Origin of the sequence: Fictibacillus arsenicus, assembly GCF_001999465.1 — a bacterium.
Lineage (GTDB): Bacteria > Bacillota > Bacilli > Bacillales > Fictibacillaceae > Fictibacillus > Fictibacillus arsenicus.
The window spans coordinates 1,378,569-1,397,131 of record NZ_MQMF01000001.1 but is presented as its reverse complement, the minus strand read 5'-3'; the positions used below and the strand labels follow the sequence as shown (position 1 = coordinate 1,397,131).

Genomic DNA, 18,563 nt, shown 5'->3' with positions numbered 1-18,563 from the left:
ATGATACAAGTCAGAGACGAAGTTCTCTGGCTTCTATTTTTTATAAATCTGAATCTATAAATTTTACGATTCTTTCGCATATTTCATGTGTAATTAATGAATCTTGGATGGATGGCTCAGGAACCCTGTCATTTTTTACACAATCTATAAAATAATCTGTGATCTGGTAGAATCCGCGTTTATAAAGAGTTGGCTCCCAGTCTCCAAATTTAGATATGCTGATCTCTTTATTATGAAAATGAGTCGTTTCAACGAGGCTGTTGACTACATATTTATGCTGGCCAGTGTTATATTCTATAATTTCTTCTGTAACTCCACCATTTCTGTTCATGATACCTATAGCGATACAGTCGTCGCCAATTAACTGTATAACTAATTGATTCAGCATTTTTCCATCTTTAAGAAACTCCACTTTTACATCCTTAACCGGTGTATTCATCAAAAATCTAAGTGTATCCACCACATGAATAAAATCCTCTACAACAAATCTTCTCGTATAGTCAGGTGAAACAAATCGATTTTTCTGCATGATAATCAGGCTGGCTTTACCGTGTTCCTTCAATTCTTTTACTCTTGGAATAAATCTTCTGTTGAAACCTACCATTGCAATTTTACCGGTCTCTTTTGCGAGCTGTTCAATTCGTTCAGCTTCTTGAAAATTTAAGGATATTGGTTTATCTATATAAACGTGTATACCGCTCTTGAGCATTTTTTCTGCTATTTCGAAATGTGCTTCTGTAGCGGTGTTGATAAACGCCGCATTGATATTCTTGCTTACCAGTTCGTCAACAGTTTGAACTTTTTCTTCTATTCTGTACTTTTTTGATAATTGGTTTAACGTGTCTTCATTTCTTGTACAAAGCACAAGTTCCAGGCCAGCTTTTTCAGAGAGCACAGGCAAGTAAGCCTTCTTTGCGATATCGCCTAATCCAATGATTCCAACTTTCATGATTTTCACCTCAATCTTTTTTGAAGCTCACTTATACAGTAACATGCTTAATACCTGTTTCTATAAGGAATAACTCAAAGGTAAAAACTTTGAGTCTTTTTTTAAATTTTACGGTACGTGTTCTTATAAATATTACACGTTCGCCTCATCGACCACTTTTTTCACCTGTATTCGACAAAACCTCACCTGTATTCGACTTCTTTTCGCCTGTAAATAATACTTTTCCGCCTTTGTTGATGCATCCCCATAAATTAATGATCAAAAAATCTTATTCGCTAAATTCAAGCAGCATTTTTATTAACTCTTTTGTCGCGTATGTTGCATATTTGTCTTTCTTTTTTATAATTCCAAGCTCATATGGAAGAGATGGATTCGTTATTGGGATTGCCTTCACTTTATCCTGATCCACCTTTTTCGCTATAGACTCTGGAAAGATAGATACCCCTAAATTTTCTCCGATCATACCGATTATAAAATCCCACTGGGAGCTTTCATAGGCAACTTTCGGACGAAAGCCTGCATTTAAACATTCTTGAATGACTCTGTCATGCAGCGTAAATCCTTCCTTAAAAAAAATAAAAGATTCATTATGCAGCTCTTTCATTTCGATACTTTTTCGTTCGGCAAAGGAATGAGATGCATGAACGAAAAGCATAAGCCGCTCTGTCAAAAAAGAGACGATTTCATATTTTTCTTTATTGATTGGCAAGACAACCACAGCGAGATCCAACAGGCCATCACTCACTTCTTGCTGCACTTTCTTCGCACCGTGTTCGACCATTCGGATTTGAATGTCGGGATAGAGCGTTTTGAATTTCTTTATGATTTTTGGGAAAAATAAGAAACCAATAAGCGGCGGAATTCCGATTGTGATTTTTCCTTTTTTTAAGTTCATCAGATCGTAGAGGCTGGATGAAAGATTATCAAGATTCTCCAAGATCATCTTGCTTTGTTCAAAAACAATTTCACCGGCTTCTGTTAGTTCGATCTGTCTTGAGGAACGGTCTATTAGTTCCATTTCAAGTTCGTCCTCTAGATTCTTAACCATTTTGCTTAAACTTGGCTGAGATATATGTAAAACGGCAGAAGCCTTGGTGAAGCTTTTGTATTTTGCAACTTCGTAGAAATAAGTCAGCTGGCGAATATCCATTCTGTAACTCCGATCTATAACTTTTGTGCATATTATCTATAGTTATGATTCATTTTACTAATTAAATACACAGGAGTAAAATGTCCTTCGTGCAATGAAACTAGTTTAAAAGAAGTGCCAATTGATGAAAGCGCACTCTTTTCATATATAAAAGGAGGAAAGATTTTGATTAGTATCATAATAGGGCTTGCCCTGCTTATGTTCTTTGCTTACCTCGGATGGTCAATCATTTGGGTTGCTCCAATCGTCGCAGGTATTGTCGCTTTAATGAGCGGATTAGACCTAATGGATGCATATACAAACACGTATATGACAGGCTTTGTGAATTTTGCGAAGCAGTGGTTTCCGATCTTCTTATTAGGAGCGGTACTAGGCAAATTAATGGAAGATACCGGTGCTGCTAAATCAGTTGCCATTCAGTTTACAAAGTTTATAGGGGAAAAGCGTGCTATTTTAGGAGTTTTGGTTGCATCTGCTGTTTTGACATATGGCGGTGTAAGTTTATTCGTAGTCGTTTTTGCGATTTACCCGATAGCGCTTGCTCTATTTAAGAAAGCAGATATCTCTAGAACACTAATCGCACCAACGATTGTTCTCGGTGCTTTCACATTTACGATGACAGCTGTACCAGGAACACCTCAGATTCAAAATCTAATCCCGATGAATACGTTTAAAACAACACCTATGGCGGGTACTATCATCGGTATCGTGGCAACGCTGATCATGGCAGTAGGCGGTTACCTATGGCTGAAATTCAGAGAGAAAAGAATGATGGCAGCTGGTATAAAGTATACTGAACCTGATAAATCGAAAGAGAAAGAAGAAGAAAGCGAAGAGAATCTTCCAAACTGGATTCTTTCTTTACTCCCTTTATTGGTCGTTGTTATTTTACTTAATTTCTTAAAAATAGCTCCAATCCCATCATTATTAGCAGGGATTCTAGCAATTTTACTTATTAGTGTGAAGCAATACAAAACGTTCATTCCATCTATGAATGAAGGAGCAAAAGGGTCAGTTATGGCCATTATCAATACGAGTGCAGCGGTTGGATTTGGAGCAGTGGTAACAAGCGTGCCAGATTTTGATCGCATAACAGATTTGCTATTAGGCATTTCAAGCAACCCACTCGTATCAGAATCACTTGTTGTACAGCTTCTGGCAATGATTACGGGTTCTGCATCAGGCGGTATGGGAATTGCTTTAGAAGCGCTTGGAGGTACGTATTTTGAGTTGTCTCAGTCAACTGGAATGAGCCCTGAGGCGTTTCACAGAATGGCATCCATAGCGTCTGGTGCATCTATTCTTCCTCATAACGGGGCACTGTTGACTCTACTTGCGGTTACACAGTTAACGCACAAGGAAACTTATAAAGATGTGTTTGTTGTTGCTCTAATCATTCCAACAATCGCTGTAATTGTCGGAATCATTATGGCAAGTATGGGTATTATCTAAATAAATTAGGAGTGAGTATTGTGGTAGAAAATAAAGTAGTTGTAATCACAGGTTCTGCAAGCGGTATTGGTTTTGAAATTGGAAAGACATTTGCTGAAAATGGAAGCAAAGTTGTATTAACAGATTTAAACGATGAGGGTGTAAAGAAAGCTGCTGAAGAACTTAAAGGTCTTGGATATGAAGCGATTGGCCTTAAAGCAGACGTTACGAGTGAAGAAGACATCAAGAACATGATCGAGACTGCTCATAGAGAGTACGGACGTGTGGATGTCCTGATCAACAATGCCGGTCTTCAGCATGTATCACCAATTGAAGAGTTCCCTACAGACAAATTCGAATTGATGATCAAGATCATGCTTACAGCTCCGTTTATTGCAACGAAGCACGTTATGCCGATCATGAAAGAGCAAGGTTTTGGACGCATCATTAACATTTCTTCTATCAATGGTTTGATTGGATTTGCTGGAAAAGCGGCTTACAACAGTGCAAAACACGGCGTTATCGGTCTTACAAAGGTTGCAGCACTAGAATCAGCTGCAGAAGGTGTTACAGTTAACGCACTATGCCCAGGTTATGTAGATACTCCACTTGTTCGCGGTCAATTAGAAGACTTAGCGAAAACAAGAAATGTATCTTTAGATAAAGTGCTTGAAGAAGTTATTTATCCGCTAGTTCCGCAAAAACGTCTTATGGAAGTAAGTGAAATCGCAGACTATGCGATGTTCTTATCAAGTGAGAAAGCGAAAAGTGTAACCGGACAAGCAATCGTTATCGATGGCGGATATACAGCACAGTAATAATTATTACAAAGAGTGCAGGCAAAAGAAGCCTGCACTCTTTGTTTTTAATTAACTGTAATTTCACTCATGAAAGCATGTGTATTGTTTTCCGTATCCTTAAAGAACGCCATCCATATATCAGTGTGGCCCATTTTACCGACAATATGAGGTTCATCAATAAAGGAAACACCTTTTTCCTTTAAGGCATTATATGTACTTGAAAGGTCCTCGACTTGGAAGTAGATCACGGAACTCGATTGAGAAAATTCTTCTTTTTCAGGCAGACTAAGAAAAATACGTAGCCCATCACATTGCAAGAAGGCAAGGCGGTCTGTGTTAAATAAAAGCTCGAGCCCAAGTGTATTTTGATAAAAAGTTAGAGCACGTTCCAGGTTTTGAACAGGTACTCCAATTTGGCCTACTTTTTGTATTACTTTTTTAGTTATAGTCATAACAAATCTCCTCATTTCAATTATTTATTAAGAGAATCATAATCTTTTTTCTCTACTCATTCTTATCCAATATCACTTTTTTTCGAAATTGAAGCGGGGAAATACCAGTATGTTGTTTAAACCATTTGCTAAAGGATACAGGATTATTCAACCCAACTTCAAATGTAATATCTGTCATGCTGTAATCAAGGTCTGTTAGAAGCGAAATCGATTTTTGGAGCCTTAATTCTGAAATTTGCTGATAAGGCGTTTTGTTATAGATTTTTGAGTAATTTCGTAAGAGGTGGTTTGGTTATAAACAAGCCACACGGGAGATCTCTTCGAGTGTGATTTGCTGATCATAGCACGCTCTGATAAATTCATGGGCAATGCTGATCCTTTTATAGAGTTCTGTTCGGGTAGAGAAGCGCAAAGCATCGAGTGAATCGAGATCTTTTAATGATTTCATATGTTCCAATAAAATAGACTCCATGATGCTATGAAATTGCTGTTCTTGCCAAAGTGAGTCATTAAAGGATGAATGCTGTTTTAGTTGGAGTATCTGATGAGAAATGGTGCTGCTTATTTCGTACGTTTTTTCAAAAAAACCAATAGAATGTGTTTCTTTAAAAGGATCAGACAATAACCGGTAAGACGACTCGTTCATCGTACGAAAAACGTGGTCACTAAATCCATGCTTGAAAAAAAGACAGAAAGACTCAACCTCAATTTGATTATCAATCGTAATTGAGTAGGACCCTTCATTAAGCAGGAGGTATCTGTTTTCTTCAACTGCAAAATACCCCTTATTCGTCTTATAGTGTGCTTTCCCGTTTGTGAAGGTCTTAAGAGAGAGTTGTCCGTTTCCTTCCCAATGGAAATGGCTGCTTTTTGCATGAAGTATATAATTGGATGAGCTAGTGTTGCCCATTGCATCGTCTCCTGTAAAATGATTGCCTGATAAATAGAATTATACATAATATGGATAGGTGTGTGGGGAACAAAAAGTAATGTTTCACATGGAACATTAGTGAAACAGGATTATTAATTGACCAACAAAAAGAAGGTGACTTAGATCACCTTCCTTTTTAAAACTACGAGGGTGGTTAAATTACTTATAACATCCTTAACACGTAAAAGGATTAATAACTTAAAAAGTAATAAATTCCTTTAGAGGGATTAAACATCTTTATATTTTACAACTGGCCACTTTTCCTTACGAAGGGCATTTAAGAGTTCCTTGCTGGAATTTAGATTTGTTTGCACAAGTTCTCTAGGCGTCAATGCCATCCATTGATTTAAGGAGACATCAGCAAAAACCTTGCTTTTGAAAATTTCTAGAAACCACAGACTTTGATTGCCGGTATTCTGAATATAGTGACCGAAAGCAAATGGAACATATCCGACATCTCCAGCACGGACGTTAAATGTTCTTGCAGCTCCATCTCCTGCAAAAACGGTCATCCTTCCCATTCCTGTCAAATAGTATTGCCACTCATCATTGTTTGGATGCCAATGAAGTTCTCGCATTCCGCCAGGTTTTACTTCGACCAATGCAGCTGAAATGGTTGTAACGGGAAAGTTAGTAGAATCTACAATGCGGACAGTCCCGCCGGGAAAGGTTAAGGGCTTTTGAGCTGACATTCGGTATGAAAAAGACTGAGGAACAGTTCCATATGGATCAGGTACTGCTTGGGTCTCAATAGGACCTGGTACGTTAGACTGGTAAATGTAACGCTGTTTTGAAGGGATATGAGTAAATGCGCTCTCTGGTACTCCAAAATTAGCAGATAGTATTTCTTTCGGTGTATGTGCAAACCAATCAGAGATCGATAACGTACTTAAATCAGAAAAATCACCGTTATCAAAAACAAGAATAAACTCACAGCCTTCTTCTAATCCTTGAATGGAGTGCGGTATACCGGGAGGGAAGAACCATAGATCCCCAGGTCCTACGTCTGAAATGAAATTTCTTCCGTTTTCATCAACCGATGTTATACGGGCGCGCCCAAGTATCATGTAAGCCCATTCTGCTTCTTGGTGCCAGTGCAGCTCTCTGACACCTCCTGGGGTAAGCCGCATATTTACACCTGCGAGTGTTGTTGCCACAGGAAGCTGTCTAACCGTAATTTCTCTCGACCAGCCCCCATGATTTAGCTGCATAGGGGTATCTGAAAAAGAAAACCGCATATTTGGAATCGTACCTGCATCCGTTTTAGGCGGGACTAACATATCAGGATTTTCTATATCACGCATAATATCCCGAGGTCCAAAATCAGTTGCACCAGCCCCATCATCCCTAATTGGCTGGGGGATATTCTGATAGGGTTGATTTCTAGATTTATCACTCATGATAACGACTCCTTTCAGCTGAAATTACCATTGTAATAACATATGAAGCCGTTTTTATTTCCATGATAAGTAATGGTCTGGTATTATGATTTACCTAAAACCGCATCAGCAAGGTTATAGACAATTGCATCATCTGTAGGAGGATTATGAAGACCAGCACGTACATCGCGAAAATGTCTTTGCAGCGGGTTTGCGGCTGAAAGACTTCTTGCACCTACAATTCTCATCGCTAAATCAACTACTTTGTTGGCACTGTTTGTGGCAATATGCTTAACAGCGGATAGCTCTGAAGCCATTTTTGTACGGTTTTCTGGCTGTTCGACCCATTTTCGTGCTACAGCATATAACACCTGGCGAGCATTAAACAGTTCAAGCTCAATCTCCCCGATTTTTCTTCTCACTTCAGGTACATCTTTTATTGGACCAGGCAGGGTATTCGGACTGTATTCTGAGGCGAATTTTATCGCATAATCCTTTGCCGCTGCGGCAATTCCAATATAAACGGCAGGAACTTGAAGATACCACCCTCTAGTTATTGAAGACCGTCCATCTTCTACAAATAAGAGGTCTTCTTCTTCAACGAGTACATCTTTTAGGACAAGGTCATCACTTTTGGTGCCTCTCATAGATATGCTGTCCCACGTTTCTTTTATAGAGACACCTTCTCGTTTATGATCAACTAAAATAAACCCCTTTTTATCGGTGTAATTAAGATCAGCGGTAATGATGGAATAATCGAGAGCTTCAGCCATAGAAGTAAATGCTTTAATTCCGTTCAAACGCCAGCCGTTTTCTCCTTTTATGGCAGTTGTGCCAGGAGTTCCGCCTCTTGAAGGGCTTCCGGTAGCTCGTTCTGTCTGAGCCAGATTTAAGAGAGATCTATTCTGAACAATATACGAGCTCACTTTTTCAAAAGTTGAACCTTGCCAATGCCTGTTTTCAGCCGCTTCAAGCATGACACCTAAGTGCCATCCCAAAGATAGAGCAGTAGGGGCATCGCCTTGAGCTATTATTTCTTGGACTTGTAAATATTCAAGAAGGTTGAGATCTTGGCCGCCAAACTCTTTTGGTATCGTCAAAGATAGAAAGTTCATTTTCTTTAGGTCTGCGAAATTCTCGTAAGGGAAAGTACCTTCTAAATCAACCGCATTAGCTCTTGTGCTGAAAACTTCTTTTAGTTCTTCTGCTTGTTTTAAGATTTCCTCTATGTTTGTTTGATTCTTATCCTGCCTTGTTTCCTCATAAGTTTTAGTCACAAATTTTCCCTCCGGTAATTTTTTTAGAGGACATAAAAAAATCCTCCTTTCAAAATGACGAAAGAGGATTGTTAAAAACTCTTTCTCATCTCTCAGACACTAGCATGTCTGCTGGAATTAGCACCTTTCCTATCTAGTAAAGATAAGCGGTTGCTGCAGGATCTTAGGACCAGTTCCTCCCCTGACTCGTGATAAGAATAATAGATTTTAAATTTTAATAGTCATCACTATAAAATACTAGAGAGTATATTGTCAATGGAAAACTGAAAACTTAAAATTTTTTTATTATTTTTAAAATGTGCGTTGACAGGCTACTTTTATTCCTGTATATTCTGTTGATAAATTGAATATTATCGATTTCTTATCGAGAGAGGTGGAGGGACTGGCCCTTTGAAGCCTCGGCAACAACTATTTTAGAACTGTGCCAATTCCAGCAAGCTTACAAGCTTGAAAGATAAGGAGAGAACAAATGCGTTTTTATTATTTACGTATTTTATTAACCTCTTCTTATTTCATGAAGAGGTTTTTATTTTTTCTCTTTGGAGCGGTACAAAAAATTCAAACGTTACGGAGGAAATCATTTTGAGCAAAGAAATTTTGTTAAACGCATTTGAAATGACAAGCGCTATGCATAACTCTCATGGACTTTGGAAGCACCCGGAAAATAAACGGCATAAGCGCTACAAAGATTTAGATTATTGGATTGATTACGCAAAGCTGCTGGAGAAAGGGAAGTTCGATGCGATATTTTTTGCAGATGTTTTAGGCGTTTATGACACTTACCAAAAGAGTAAAGCTCCTTCTATCAGGGATGGACTGCAGGTCCCGCTAAACGACCCAGCTCTGCTCATCTCTGCGATGGCTAGTGTAACTGAAAATTTATCGTTTGCGGTTACGGTCAGTACCACATATGAACAGCCTTTTGGAAATGCACGCCGTTTTTCTACACTTGATCATTTAACGAATGGAAGGATTGCTTGGAATGTCGTAACTTCTTATCTTCCTAATGCCGCAAAAAACTTTGGCCTGGAGGATATGATTAAACACGATGAGCGTTATAACATCGCTGATGAGTATCTCGAAGTATCTTACAAGCTTTGGGAAAACAGCTGGGAAGACGATGCAGTTGTTGAAGATATCGAGACGAATACGCTGGTTGATCCTGAAAAGGTCCATGAGATCAACCATGAAGGACAGTATTTTAAAGTGGAAGGACCTCATTTAAGCGAGCCATCCCTGCAGAGAACACCTGTTATATATCAGGCAGGCACCTCAGAAAGAGGACGTGATTTTGCTGCAAAACATGCAGAGTGTATTTTTGTGGGAGGTCCAACAGCTAAAAGGATCCGATTCTATGCAGATGATATTAGAGAGCGGGCAAAAAAACATGGCCGGAACCCTGAGAATATTAAAATTTTTTCGTTCCTAAACGTAGTTGTTGGAGAAACAACAGAGGAAGCAGAACGGAAATTTGAGGAATATTCAAAGGTTTGGAGCTCAGATGCTGCAAAGGCACAATATGGGGCAAGCGGATATGATATCGCTGAATATGAAGAACTTGATCCAGACCTTCCGTTTGAATATACAAAGTCTACTGAAGGCGGCCATTACAAGGCTGCCACACTTACAAAAGATGCTCCTAAAAAACTTACTGTAGGAGAAGTGCTTAACCGGTTTGAGTCACCTGACAGGGGAAGCTATATCGTAGGAAATCCAGAGCAAGTTGCAGACGGGATTCAAGCTCAGTTTGAGGAGTCTGGTGTTGATGGATTTAACTTAAATCACCTTGTAACCCCAGGTGATCTGGAAGCTTTTGTGGAACTCGTTGTACCGGTACTTCAAGAGAGAGGATTATATAAAAAAGACTATAACAAAGGTACGCTGAGGGAAAAATTATTTAGTGATAGGTTATTGCCAGATGACCATCCTGCAGCGAAATATAGAAGAGTTTTATCAGAAATAAAATAATATAATTCAGGAGTGAGGAGAGAATGAAAAAAATAACTCGGTTAATCATAGGGCTTACAGTCATCATTGCTTTAGCTGGATGTGGAGCTTCAGGAGAAGGGGAGAAGAAAGAGATTACACTCGGAGCGACCGTTCCATATAGCGATATGCTTGAAAAAGGTGTTAAGCCATATTTAGAGAAAAAAGGATACAAAGTCGAGGTAAAGGAATTCAATGACTATGTACAGCCGAATATATCCCTTAAGAGCGGTGCGCTTGATGCAAATCTTTTTCAGCACAAGGTGTATATGGACGCTTTTTCAAAAGAGAATGATATGAAATTATCAAGTGTAGTGACTGTACCGACAGCTCCGATCGGCATATACTCCAACAAATTTAAATCGCTCGAAGAAATTAAGCCTGGGAGCACGGTCGCACTAGCAAATGATCCTACAAATTTAGCTCGTGGTCTAACGGTTTTAAGAGATAACGGATTAATAGAGATAGATAATAAAGCAAATCCGTTGCGCGTCTCAGAAAAAGACGTTACAAAAAATCCGAAGAAACTTAAATTTCAGCCGGTAGAGGCGGCTCAAACTCCCCGTACATTGGAATCTGTTGATTTAGCAGCGGTTAATGGAAACTTCGCGATCTCATCAGGTTTAAACTTAGAGGACGCCATTGTAAAGGACAAGCTTCCAGATGAAATCATTAATCGAATCGTTGTTTTAGAAGAAGATAAGAATTCAAAGTTGGCTAAAGATCTTAAAGCAGCAGTGGAGTCCAAAGAATTTGAAAAAGTAATCAACAGTGACTTTAATCAATTTCATAAACCCGAGTGGATGAATAAGAAAGCTGCTTCAAAATAAATTTACTATATTTTGCAGTAAAATCCATTTTTATTAATATATCTAGCAATAGCCGTTACCTTTTTTATACGGTTTCATAGAATATGTTATGTTGAAAAATGGGGGGTGATGGATAGTGAGTAATTGCCCGCATTGTGGTTTGTTCCGATACGATTTAAGCGGATGTATATGCAGCGATCAGGAGTATAACAATGATTGGAACAGAAGAGCTATAGATGAGATTTTCAGCAGTGATAATACGTTCCTAAGAGCACCAAAAAAGTTAAAACGACCAAAGCAAAATCCAACAAACTTTTAGGACAAACAAGTCTCATATATTTATATTTTAAAAACAGACAAGCTGGCTCAACATAACGAGCCAGCTTTTAAAATTAATAGCACAAAAAAAGCAGACCCAACAATTATTATGGATCTGCTAATTTAATCACATGGTTAAACCTAGTGATGGAGGCGAACTTAGCTTCCTTACATTAGAAGTACGAGCACGGTTTTGCTGATTTGAACCTGTAAGATTTTTTTGGATAACGATACTTGAACCGATCTGCCCTTGTACCTCAAAGCCCCATTGTTTAAAAGCTCTAAGAGCATCCGTGTTATCTTCATCCACAGTACCATAAACCACTTGAATGCCTTGTTTTAATAGATGGTTTTCGAAAACTGGAAGAAAAGAACTGGCGATTCCTTTTCCTTGATGCTTTGTATCCAGCACCACGTAATCTACCAAAATCATATTGCCTAATCTAAAGCGGTAACTAACAAAGCCTGCGATTCTATCGCTGCTGTCGCAAACAACCATGACCTCATTAGCCATACCTAAAATAAGCTGGATGACTTCTTTTTTTACTTGAAAGTTGTTAACTACCATATCTACTAATATAGGATTGTCTTTACCAGGAATCCATTTACGAATATACAAAGATATTCCCCCTTATAATACTCTGCGAAGGGGAAGAATAGCGTAAAACTCAAAACTATTACTTACAAGAAATGATAAGTGTTCACTATAACTTTCGTTTGTATGAATTTCCCCCTTGCTTGTACTATATGTGGTTGTCCAAACAATGGTTTGTATAATATCCTAGTTTTTGATAAAAGGGGCCCTTATAATATGTAAGTTAAAAAGCCGGGAAATTTGTCCGGCTTTTTTTCGTAATAAATTACGCAGGATTTACGCCGTTCGTTTGCTTCTTACAGCGCTTCTTTCTTTTCTTAATAGGAAATAAGATCGGTAACACTATAGACACCCCCTTCTATATGTGAACCTTTGGAGGGAGGACAATGACTATACCTTCTTCCATAATCTATCTTACGCAAGCTTGTCTAAAATGTTTGGACAAACAATTGATATTTTAAAAATGGCTGCGTACAATTTTTATCACAAAAAAACCACTGGTATAATGGGATTTCCATTAAACCAATGGCTTAAATTAAAAATGATTAACGAATACCTTTCATGAACCCTTGAATCTTTGGAGAGATCACGAATAGGATCAAACTTAACAGGATTGCAACTCCACCGATTGTACCGAAGTACATCATTTCTGTTTCTGCAGAATAGAACTTGACGATTTGTGCATTGATTGCTTGTGCAGCAGCACTTGATAAGAACCATAAGCTCATTGTTTGTGCAGAGAAAGCAGCTGGAGCTAGTTTTGTTGTTGCTGAAAGTCCAACTGGTGACAATAAGAGTTCACCAAGTACAACGATAAAGTAACTAAGAACAAGCCATAATGGATTTACCAATGTGTTTTCTCCGCCAAAATAAGCAGGCAGAAGAATAACTAAGAATGATAAACCAGCAAATAATAAACTTAAAGCAAATTTCTTGGGTACTGTAGGTTGACGATCACCAAGCTTCACCCACATCCAAGCGAATACAGGTGCAAGAACGATAATGAATAATGGATTCAAGGATTGGAACCAAGCTGGAGAAATCGTAAGACCAGCAAATTCTAAATCAGTACGCTTGTCCGCATAAGCTGCAAGAATTGTTGATCCTTGTTCTTGAATAGCCCAGAACATAACAGAAGCAATAAACAATGGAATATATGCCAAGATTCTTGAACGTTCTGTAGCTGTTGTTTTTGGGCTGCGGTACATAACGATAAAATAAATAGTCGGAATCGTAATACCGAAAATACCTACAAGTGTAATAAATACATCAAGTGTAAAGATTCCAGCAGGAATTGTAATTCCTAAGATAACTGCTAATGCTACTACAGTTACACCAACGATTAATGAATATTTTTTCTTCTCAGCTGAAGAAAGCGGGTTAGGCACAGTAGCACCTGCAAGACCTAAGTTTTTCTTTTTTGTTGCAACAAATACGATTAGACCTAATAACATACCAACTGCTGCAATTCCGAAACCTAAGTGGAAGCTCGTTTTTGCAACTTCACCTACGATTAACGGAGACAAGAAAGCACCTAAGTTAATACCCATATAGAAAATACTAAATCCTGCATCACGGCGATTATCTTCAGGCGCGTACATATCACCTACAACAGATGATACGTTAGGCTTAAGTAAACCTGTACCAATTACGATAAAGACCATTGAAATAAATAACATCGTCAGATCGCCTGGCAATGATAAGACAATATGTCCGATCATAATTAGAATACCACCATAGAATAACGCCCTAGATGTACCAAAAACTCTGTCTGCTAACCAACCACCGATAACACCAGACATATATACTAGTGAACCATAAATGGACATGATTGCTAATGCTGTGGATTCCTCAATTCCTAATCCACCTTTAGAAACTTCGTAGTACATGTAATAAATGAGGATTGCTCTCATTCCATAGTAAGAAAAGCGCTCCCAAAACTCTGTGAAGAAAAGTGTAAACAAGCCTTTAGGATGTCCGAAGAAGCCTTTTTGAGGCACACTGTCCACAATTTTCTGTCTATTGATGTCTGACATAAGACAACCTCCTTTAGTTCATTAAATATAATACTTTGAAATATTTATTATTGTCAAAAGTTTTTGGCTTATCTATTATTACAGGTTATTATTTATTCGTAAATGGAAATTACAACCTATATAGGTTAAAAGGCTTATAACAGCAAAAAAAGAGCTAAACAAGTGATTATGAAAGACCCAAAATATAGTATGGTTTAAAAGATAAGATTTTAATATGAATGTATTGGAAATGGCATGATAACATTGTGGGAATGATAAGTTTTCAGTAGTATAGAAGAATAAGTTTTAGGTTTTGAAAAGAGGTCTTTTAATGATTACTAATTCCATATATGGATTAACATTCGAACAGCTGGCTGCATGGCTTTTAGAACATGGACATAAACAACACCGAGCATCACAAGTATGGGAATACCTTTACCGGAAGAGAGTAACAGATTTCTCTGAAATGTCAGAGGTTAATAAGGATTGTATTGCTCTTTTGGAGGAAAATTTTGTCATCCATACGTTATCACATCATGTTAAACAAGAAGCTTCCGATGGAACGGTTAAATTTCTATTTAAGCTAAAGGACGGCAATTTAATTGAAACAGTCTTGATGAGGCATAAATATGGTTTATCAGTTTGTGTAACAACTCAAGTAGGCTGCAACATCGGATGCAGTTTCTGTGCAAGCGGCTTATTAACGAAAACGCGTGATCTGTCTAGCGGTGAGATCGTGGAACAGATCATGAATGTACAGCATCATTTGGACGATGCAGGAAATGGCGAGAAAGTTAGTCATATCGTAGTAATGGGAATCGGTGAGCCCTTTGATAACTTTGAGAACATGATAGACTTTTTAAAGATTATCATTGATCAAAAAGGTCTTGCTATCGGATCTAGACACATTACGGTTTCTACGAGCGGTATCGTCAACAAGATCTATGAATTTGCCGATACAAACATACCTGTTAACTTAGCTATTTCCTTGCACGCACCAAATAATGATCTGCGTACAAAAATTATGAAGATTAATCGTGCGTATCTACTGGAAAAACTAATGGATTCTATTAACTATTATATTGAGAAAACAAACCGCCGTATAACGATTGAATATATCTTGCTTAAAGATTTGAATGATCATATAGAAGAAGCAAATGAACTTGCAGTACTTTTTCAGGATAAAAAGAAAAAAGTCTATATTAACCTCATTCCTTATAATCCAGTTGATGAGCATAGCCAATATCAGCGAAGTGCACAAGAATCCGTTTTAGCTTTCTATGACACACTCAAAAAGAACGGAATCAACTGTAAAATCCGCCAAGAGCACGGAACGGACATTGATGCGGCTTGCGGTCAGTTAAGAAGCAAGCAGATAAAAAAGGAAAAAGACAAGTCAATAAATCTTTAGTCATGATGAGGATGTCTCTTTTAACGAGGCATCCTCTTTTATATGTAAAATTTTATTGGCTCATAGAAGGGCAAGTTTGGTTCATAGTCCCTTTTCTTTATTGACATTCTGTAAATTAATTACATATAATGGAGGTATCAATGGAAAGGATGGTGTGTTTGTGAGCGTGAGCGTTCTTAACTAAAACAATTTGGATAAAGGCAAGCGAAAGAAATTTAAGCGTTTTTCACGTTTATTTGTTATGCTCTTTTGTTGCCGCCAATAGTTAAGAACAGCGGTCAGATACAAGCCATCATATACAATCCTTGATGCTGCCGGACTCTTCTTAAGAGCCGATTTTTTTATGCATTTTTTCAGGGTGAAGTCTATCTATGAGGCAGAAATGACATGTTCATTTCTGTCTTTTTTTATTGGCAAGTTCCTGGCCTCTGTTAGGAGGAGGGGATTCTAAAATCAACTAGGTGAGTACACCTTTTTAAAATATTTTACCCTAAAAAAATTCGGAGGTAGTTCCATTGAATACACAAACAACAAATATGCTTGAATATAAAAAAATCAAAGAAATCTTAGGCGGTTATGCTATTAATGAAGTAACAAAACAAATGATTGAAAAGCAAGAACCTTCAGCAAGCCTCCCCATCATTCAATCCTGGATGACAGACACTACTGAAGCCCGGCTTGTTTTAGAAAAAAGTGTAAGTGTTCCGATAGCCAATTTGAACGGGCTGGAGCATATACTTGAAATCACCAACAAAGGATTAAACCTGTCGCCTGATCAACTCACATTAGTGTATGGCCTTCTTGAAAATGTCAGCAGGATGCAAAAGTTCATGAAAGATAAAGAATTCCTGGCACCTGCAGTATCGAGTTATGCCTACTCTATGTTGGATCTTCCAGAGTTAAAGGATGAGATCTGCCGATGCATTCGAAATGGAAGAGTGGAGGATCATGCCAGTAAATCTCTTTTAAAGACGAGAAAAAAGATTGCAGTCATGGAAGAAAGAATTAAATCAAAGCTTGATAATATATTAAAATCCGCAGCCTACCGGGATATGATGCAGGATCAAATCATTTCTATGAGGGATGGACGTTACGTGATTCCGGTAAAAAGTAAATTTAAGAGAAATATAGATGGACAGATTCTTGATCGTTCATCGAGTGGCAGCACCGTTTTCATGGAACCGAACGATATCCGCAAACTACAGACTGAAATTAGCATGCTAAGAGCAGAAGAGGAGATTGAAATCTCTAAAGTGTTAAGTGTATTAACTGGCATGGTTGCGGGATATGAACGTGAACTGGGAATAAACATTGAAGGCATGGTCCATTATGATTTCATCTTTGCTAAAGCAAAGTACAGCAAATTTCTAAATGCCGCAAATGTTGAGCTTAATGAACATTATAAGATTAAGATCGTTAACGGCAGACATCCTTTATTAGGTGAAAAATGCGTCCCGTTAAATTTTTCTCTTGGTGAAACGTATCAGGCACTTGTGATAACAGGACCGAACACTGGGGGAAAAACCGTTGCGATTAAGACTGTTGGACTTTTAAGCACGATGGTTCAGTCTGGACTTCATGTTCCAGTAGACAAAGGAAGTGAGTTTACAGTATTTCGCCAGATCTTCGCAGACATTGGTGATGGTCAAAGTATTGAGCAATCATTAAGTACTTTTTCCTCACATATAACAAATATTATTTCTATATTGAAGGAAGCGGGACCTCAAGATTTAATTATTCTTGATGAGCTTGGAGCTGGAACAGACCCAGCAGAAGGAATGGGGCTTGCCGTAGCGATTCTTGAGAAGCTGTACAGCCAGGGAAGTATGATTCTAGCAACAACTCACTATAGCGAGATCAAAGAGTTTGCAGAAGTAACAAAAGGATTCGAGAACGGATCTATGGAGTTTGATTTGGAAACATTGCAGCCGCTTTATCGATTAATAATCGGAAAAGCAGGTAAAAGTCAGGCATTATCAATAGCGCTTAAATTAGGAATGAGCACTGAAGTTATTAACCGTGCACAGGAGATTACGTATACCGAAGAAGTTTATCAACATGTGGATAAATCCAATACGAAAATGTTATCCACAACAACGGATAATACGCTTCAGAAATTGCGAGAAAATGCCCAGTCTAAAATGAAGAAGAAGCCACAAGAAAAACCAACATCAATACAAAACGAACAAGATGAGGTCTATCAAATAGGTGACCGAGTATATGCATCAAGTTTAAAAACAGCAGGAATCATATGCGAGTTAGAGAATACTCAAGGGGAGTATGTTGTACTTACAGGTGAAACAAAACACCTCGTACACAAAAAACGCTTAAAACTTCATATTCGAAGCGAGATGCTATATCCAGATAATTATGATATGGATATCGTATTCGAAACAAAAGAGAATCGCAAAAAAGATAAACTAATGAATAAGCGTCATATCGATGGTCTGACTATTGATAAAGAGAACATGTAAAAGCGGGGATCATGCATGAAAAACAAGATTATGATTAAAGTGTTAAGTTTAGAGGACCTTAAGGACACTTTTTTAAGTAATTTTAATCGTTATCAAGTAACCGATCAGGTTTTATTTAAGGAAAATAACCAATACAAATTAAAGCCTGATCATTTTATTGATGATTGGGATGGTGATAAAAAGGCTCTAGTTATCCATGATTTGCGTACTTGCATCAGGGAAGGCGGTAAAGTGATAGGGGCTTTTGAGGGTGAGATATTAGCTGGTTTTGCAAATATAGAGAGCTGCATGTTCGGATCAAAAGTGGAATATATAGAGCTTCCATATATTCATATCTCTTCAGAGCTGCGGGGTTATGGGATTGGGAAAAAACTATTTGAAAAATGCTGTGAAGAAGGGAAGAGACTTGGGGCAGCAAAGCTTTATATTGCAGCACATCCATCGGTTGCATCACAAGGATTTTATAGTGCGATGGGATGCCGAGAAGCTGTTGAAATCAACGAAAAAATAATGAGCAGGGAACCGCTTGATATTCAGCTAGAAAAAGTTTTATAAAATTTTAAAAAAGACTCCTGTCACCTGACAG

At 38.0% G+C, this 18,563-nt stretch carries 15 protein-coding genes, 1 pseudogene and 2 riboswitches; of the genes and pseudogenes, 8 read left to right on the top strand and 8 right to left on the bottom strand.

Going from position 1 to position 18,563, the window contains the following annotated elements:
• Positions 1-40 precede the first annotated feature (40 nt).
• Both UN64_RS06840 and UN64_RS06835 read right to left on the bottom strand, forming a co-directional pair.
• Positions 41-949: a Gfo/Idh/MocA family protein gene (locus UN64_RS06840; protein ID WP_077360952.1), complete on the bottom strand. Its 909-nt coding sequence runs from the start codon at positions 947-949 to the stop codon at positions 41-43.
• 268 nt (positions 950-1,217) lie between these two features.
• Positions 1,218-2,099, bottom strand: a complete 882-nt coding sequence (locus UN64_RS06835) for a LysR family transcriptional regulator (RefSeq protein ID WP_077360950.1) — start codon at positions 2,097-2,099, stop codon at positions 1,218-1,220.
• 165 nt (positions 2,100-2,264) lie between these two features.
• Between UN64_RS06835 and UN64_RS06830 the strand changes: the two genes are divergently transcribed.
• Together UN64_RS06830 and UN64_RS06825 are read left to right on the top strand one after the other, a co-directional pair.
• A complete protein-coding gene (locus UN64_RS06830; protein WP_077360948.1) occupies positions 2,265-3,551 on the top strand; it encodes a GntP family permease in 1,287 nt (428 codons plus the stop codon).
• A gap of 20 nt (positions 3,552-3,571) precedes the next feature.
• The gene (locus UN64_RS06825) at positions 3,572-4,348 is read left to right on the top strand and encodes a 3-hydroxybutyrate dehydrogenase (protein WP_077360946.1); all 777 of its coding nucleotides are present in this window, start codon (positions 3,572-3,574) and stop codon (positions 4,346-4,348) included.
• A gap of 47 nt (positions 4,349-4,395) precedes the next feature.
• Here the strand turns inward: UN64_RS06825 and UN64_RS06820 are convergent, their stop codons facing one another.
• The 4 genes and pseudogenes from UN64_RS06820 to UN64_RS06805 form a co-directional block, all read right to left on the bottom strand.
• Complete coding sequence (locus tag UN64_RS06820) at positions 4,396-4,776, bottom strand: VOC family protein (protein ID WP_139343055.1); 381 nt, start codon at positions 4,774-4,776, stop codon at positions 4,396-4,398.
• 58 nt (positions 4,777-4,834) lie between these two features.
• Positions 4,835-5,692 (bottom strand): annotated as a pseudogene (locus tag UN64_RS06815) (helix-turn-helix domain-containing protein).
• A gap of 248 nt (positions 5,693-5,940) precedes the next feature.
• Positions 5,941-7,113 (bottom strand): oxalate decarboxylase family bicupin, encoded by a 1,173-nt coding sequence (locus tag UN64_RS06810; RefSeq protein ID WP_077360942.1) that lies wholly within the window; start codon positions 7,111-7,113, stop codon positions 5,941-5,943.
• Positions 7,114-7,196: 83 nt separating this feature from the next.
• Positions 7,197-8,369: an acyl-CoA dehydrogenase family protein gene (locus UN64_RS06805; RefSeq protein ID WP_077360940.1), complete on the bottom strand. Its 1,173-nt coding sequence runs from the start codon at positions 8,367-8,369 to the stop codon at positions 7,197-7,199.
• Between the two features lie 82 nt (positions 8,370-8,451).
• Positions 8,452-8,567, bottom strand: a riboswitch (SAM riboswitch).
• Between the two features lie 160 nt (positions 8,568-8,727).
• A riboswitch (SAM riboswitch) is annotated at positions 8,728-8,830 on the top strand.
• Between the two features lie 121 nt (positions 8,831-8,951).
• Here UN64_RS06805 and UN64_RS06800 point away from each other — a divergent pair.
• The 3 genes from UN64_RS06800 to UN64_RS20500 all read left to right on the top strand — a co-directional run bounded on the left by UN64_RS06800 (position 8,952) and on the right by UN64_RS20500 (position 11,483).
• The gene (locus tag UN64_RS06800; RefSeq protein ID WP_077361187.1) at positions 8,952-10,337 is read left to right on the top strand and encodes an LLM class flavin-dependent oxidoreductase; all 1,386 of its coding nucleotides are present in this window, start codon (positions 8,952-8,954) and stop codon (positions 10,335-10,337) included.
• Positions 10,338-10,360: 23 nt separating this feature from the next.
• Positions 10,361-11,185: a MetQ/NlpA family ABC transporter substrate-binding protein gene (locus tag UN64_RS06795; protein WP_077360938.1), complete on the top strand. Its 825-nt coding sequence runs from the start codon at positions 10,361-10,363 to the stop codon at positions 11,183-11,185.
• 115 nt (positions 11,186-11,300) lie between these two features.
• Positions 11,301-11,483, top strand: a complete 183-nt coding sequence (locus UN64_RS20500) for a hypothetical protein (RefSeq protein WP_139343035.1) — start codon at positions 11,301-11,303, stop codon at positions 11,481-11,483.
• Positions 11,484-11,609: 126 nt separating this feature from the next.
• On the opposite strand, the gene UN64_RS06790 is transcribed toward UN64_RS20500, so the two are convergent.
• Positions 11,610-12,101 (bottom strand): GNAT family N-acetyltransferase, encoded by a 492-nt coding sequence (locus UN64_RS06790; RefSeq protein WP_077360936.1) that lies wholly within the window; start codon positions 12,099-12,101, stop codon positions 11,610-11,612.
• Positions 12,102-12,622: 521 nt separating this feature from the next.
• Positions 12,623-14,113 carry a peptide MFS transporter gene (locus tag UN64_RS06785; protein WP_077360934.1) on the bottom strand — a complete coding sequence of 497 codons (1,491 nt, stop codon included), beginning with the start codon at positions 14,111-14,113 and terminating at the stop codon, positions 12,623-12,625.
• Between the two features lie 310 nt (positions 14,114-14,423).
• Between UN64_RS06785 and rlmN the strand changes: the two genes are divergently transcribed.
• From rlmN to UN64_RS06770, 3 genes are all read left to right on the top strand, one after another.
• On the top strand, positions 14,424-15,503 hold the full coding sequence (gene rlmN, locus UN64_RS06780) for a dual-specificity RNA methyltransferase RlmN (RefSeq protein ID WP_077360932.1): 1,080 nt from the start codon (positions 14,424-14,426) through the stop codon (positions 15,501-15,503).
• Positions 15,504-16,018: 515 nt separating this feature from the next.
• Entirely contained in the window at positions 16,019-17,977 is a 1,959-nt protein-coding gene (locus UN64_RS06775; RefSeq protein ID WP_077360930.1) for an endonuclease MutS2, read from the top strand.
• 15 nt (positions 17,978-17,992) lie between these two features.
• Complete coding sequence (locus UN64_RS06770; RefSeq protein WP_077360928.1) at positions 17,993-18,532, top strand: GNAT family N-acetyltransferase; 540 nt, start codon at positions 17,993-17,995, stop codon at positions 18,530-18,532.
• Positions 18,533-18,563: the final 31 nt, after the last annotated feature.

What these genes read in the sequence shown, in the direction of transcription:
- UN64_RS06835 (WP_077360950.1), bottom strand. Translation starts at nt 2,099, where the DNA reads ATGGATATTCGCCAGCTGACTTATTTCTACGAAGTTGCAAAATACAAA.
- UN64_RS06840 (WP_077360952.1), bottom strand. Translation starts at nt 949, where the DNA reads ATGAAAGTTGGAATCATTGGATTAGGCGATATCGCAAAGAAGGCTTAC.
- rlmN (WP_077360932.1), top strand. Translation starts at nt 14,424, where the DNA reads ATGATTACTAATTCCATATATGGATTAACATTCGAACAGCTGGCTGCA.
- UN64_RS06770 (WP_077360928.1), top strand. Translation starts at nt 17,993, where the DNA reads ATGAAAAACAAGATTATGATTAAAGTGTTAAGTTTAGAGGACCTTAAG.
- UN64_RS06795 (WP_077360938.1), top strand. Translation starts at nt 10,361, where the DNA reads ATGAAAAAAATAACTCGGTTAATCATAGGGCTTACAGTCATCATTGCT.
- UN64_RS06810 (WP_077360942.1), bottom strand. Translation starts at nt 7,113, where the DNA reads ATGAGTGATAAATCTAGAAATCAACCCTATCAGAATATCCCCCAGCCA.
- UN64_RS06785 (WP_077360934.1), bottom strand. Translation starts at nt 14,113, where the DNA reads ATGTCAGACATCAATAGACAGAAAATTGTGGACAGTGTGCCTCAAAAA.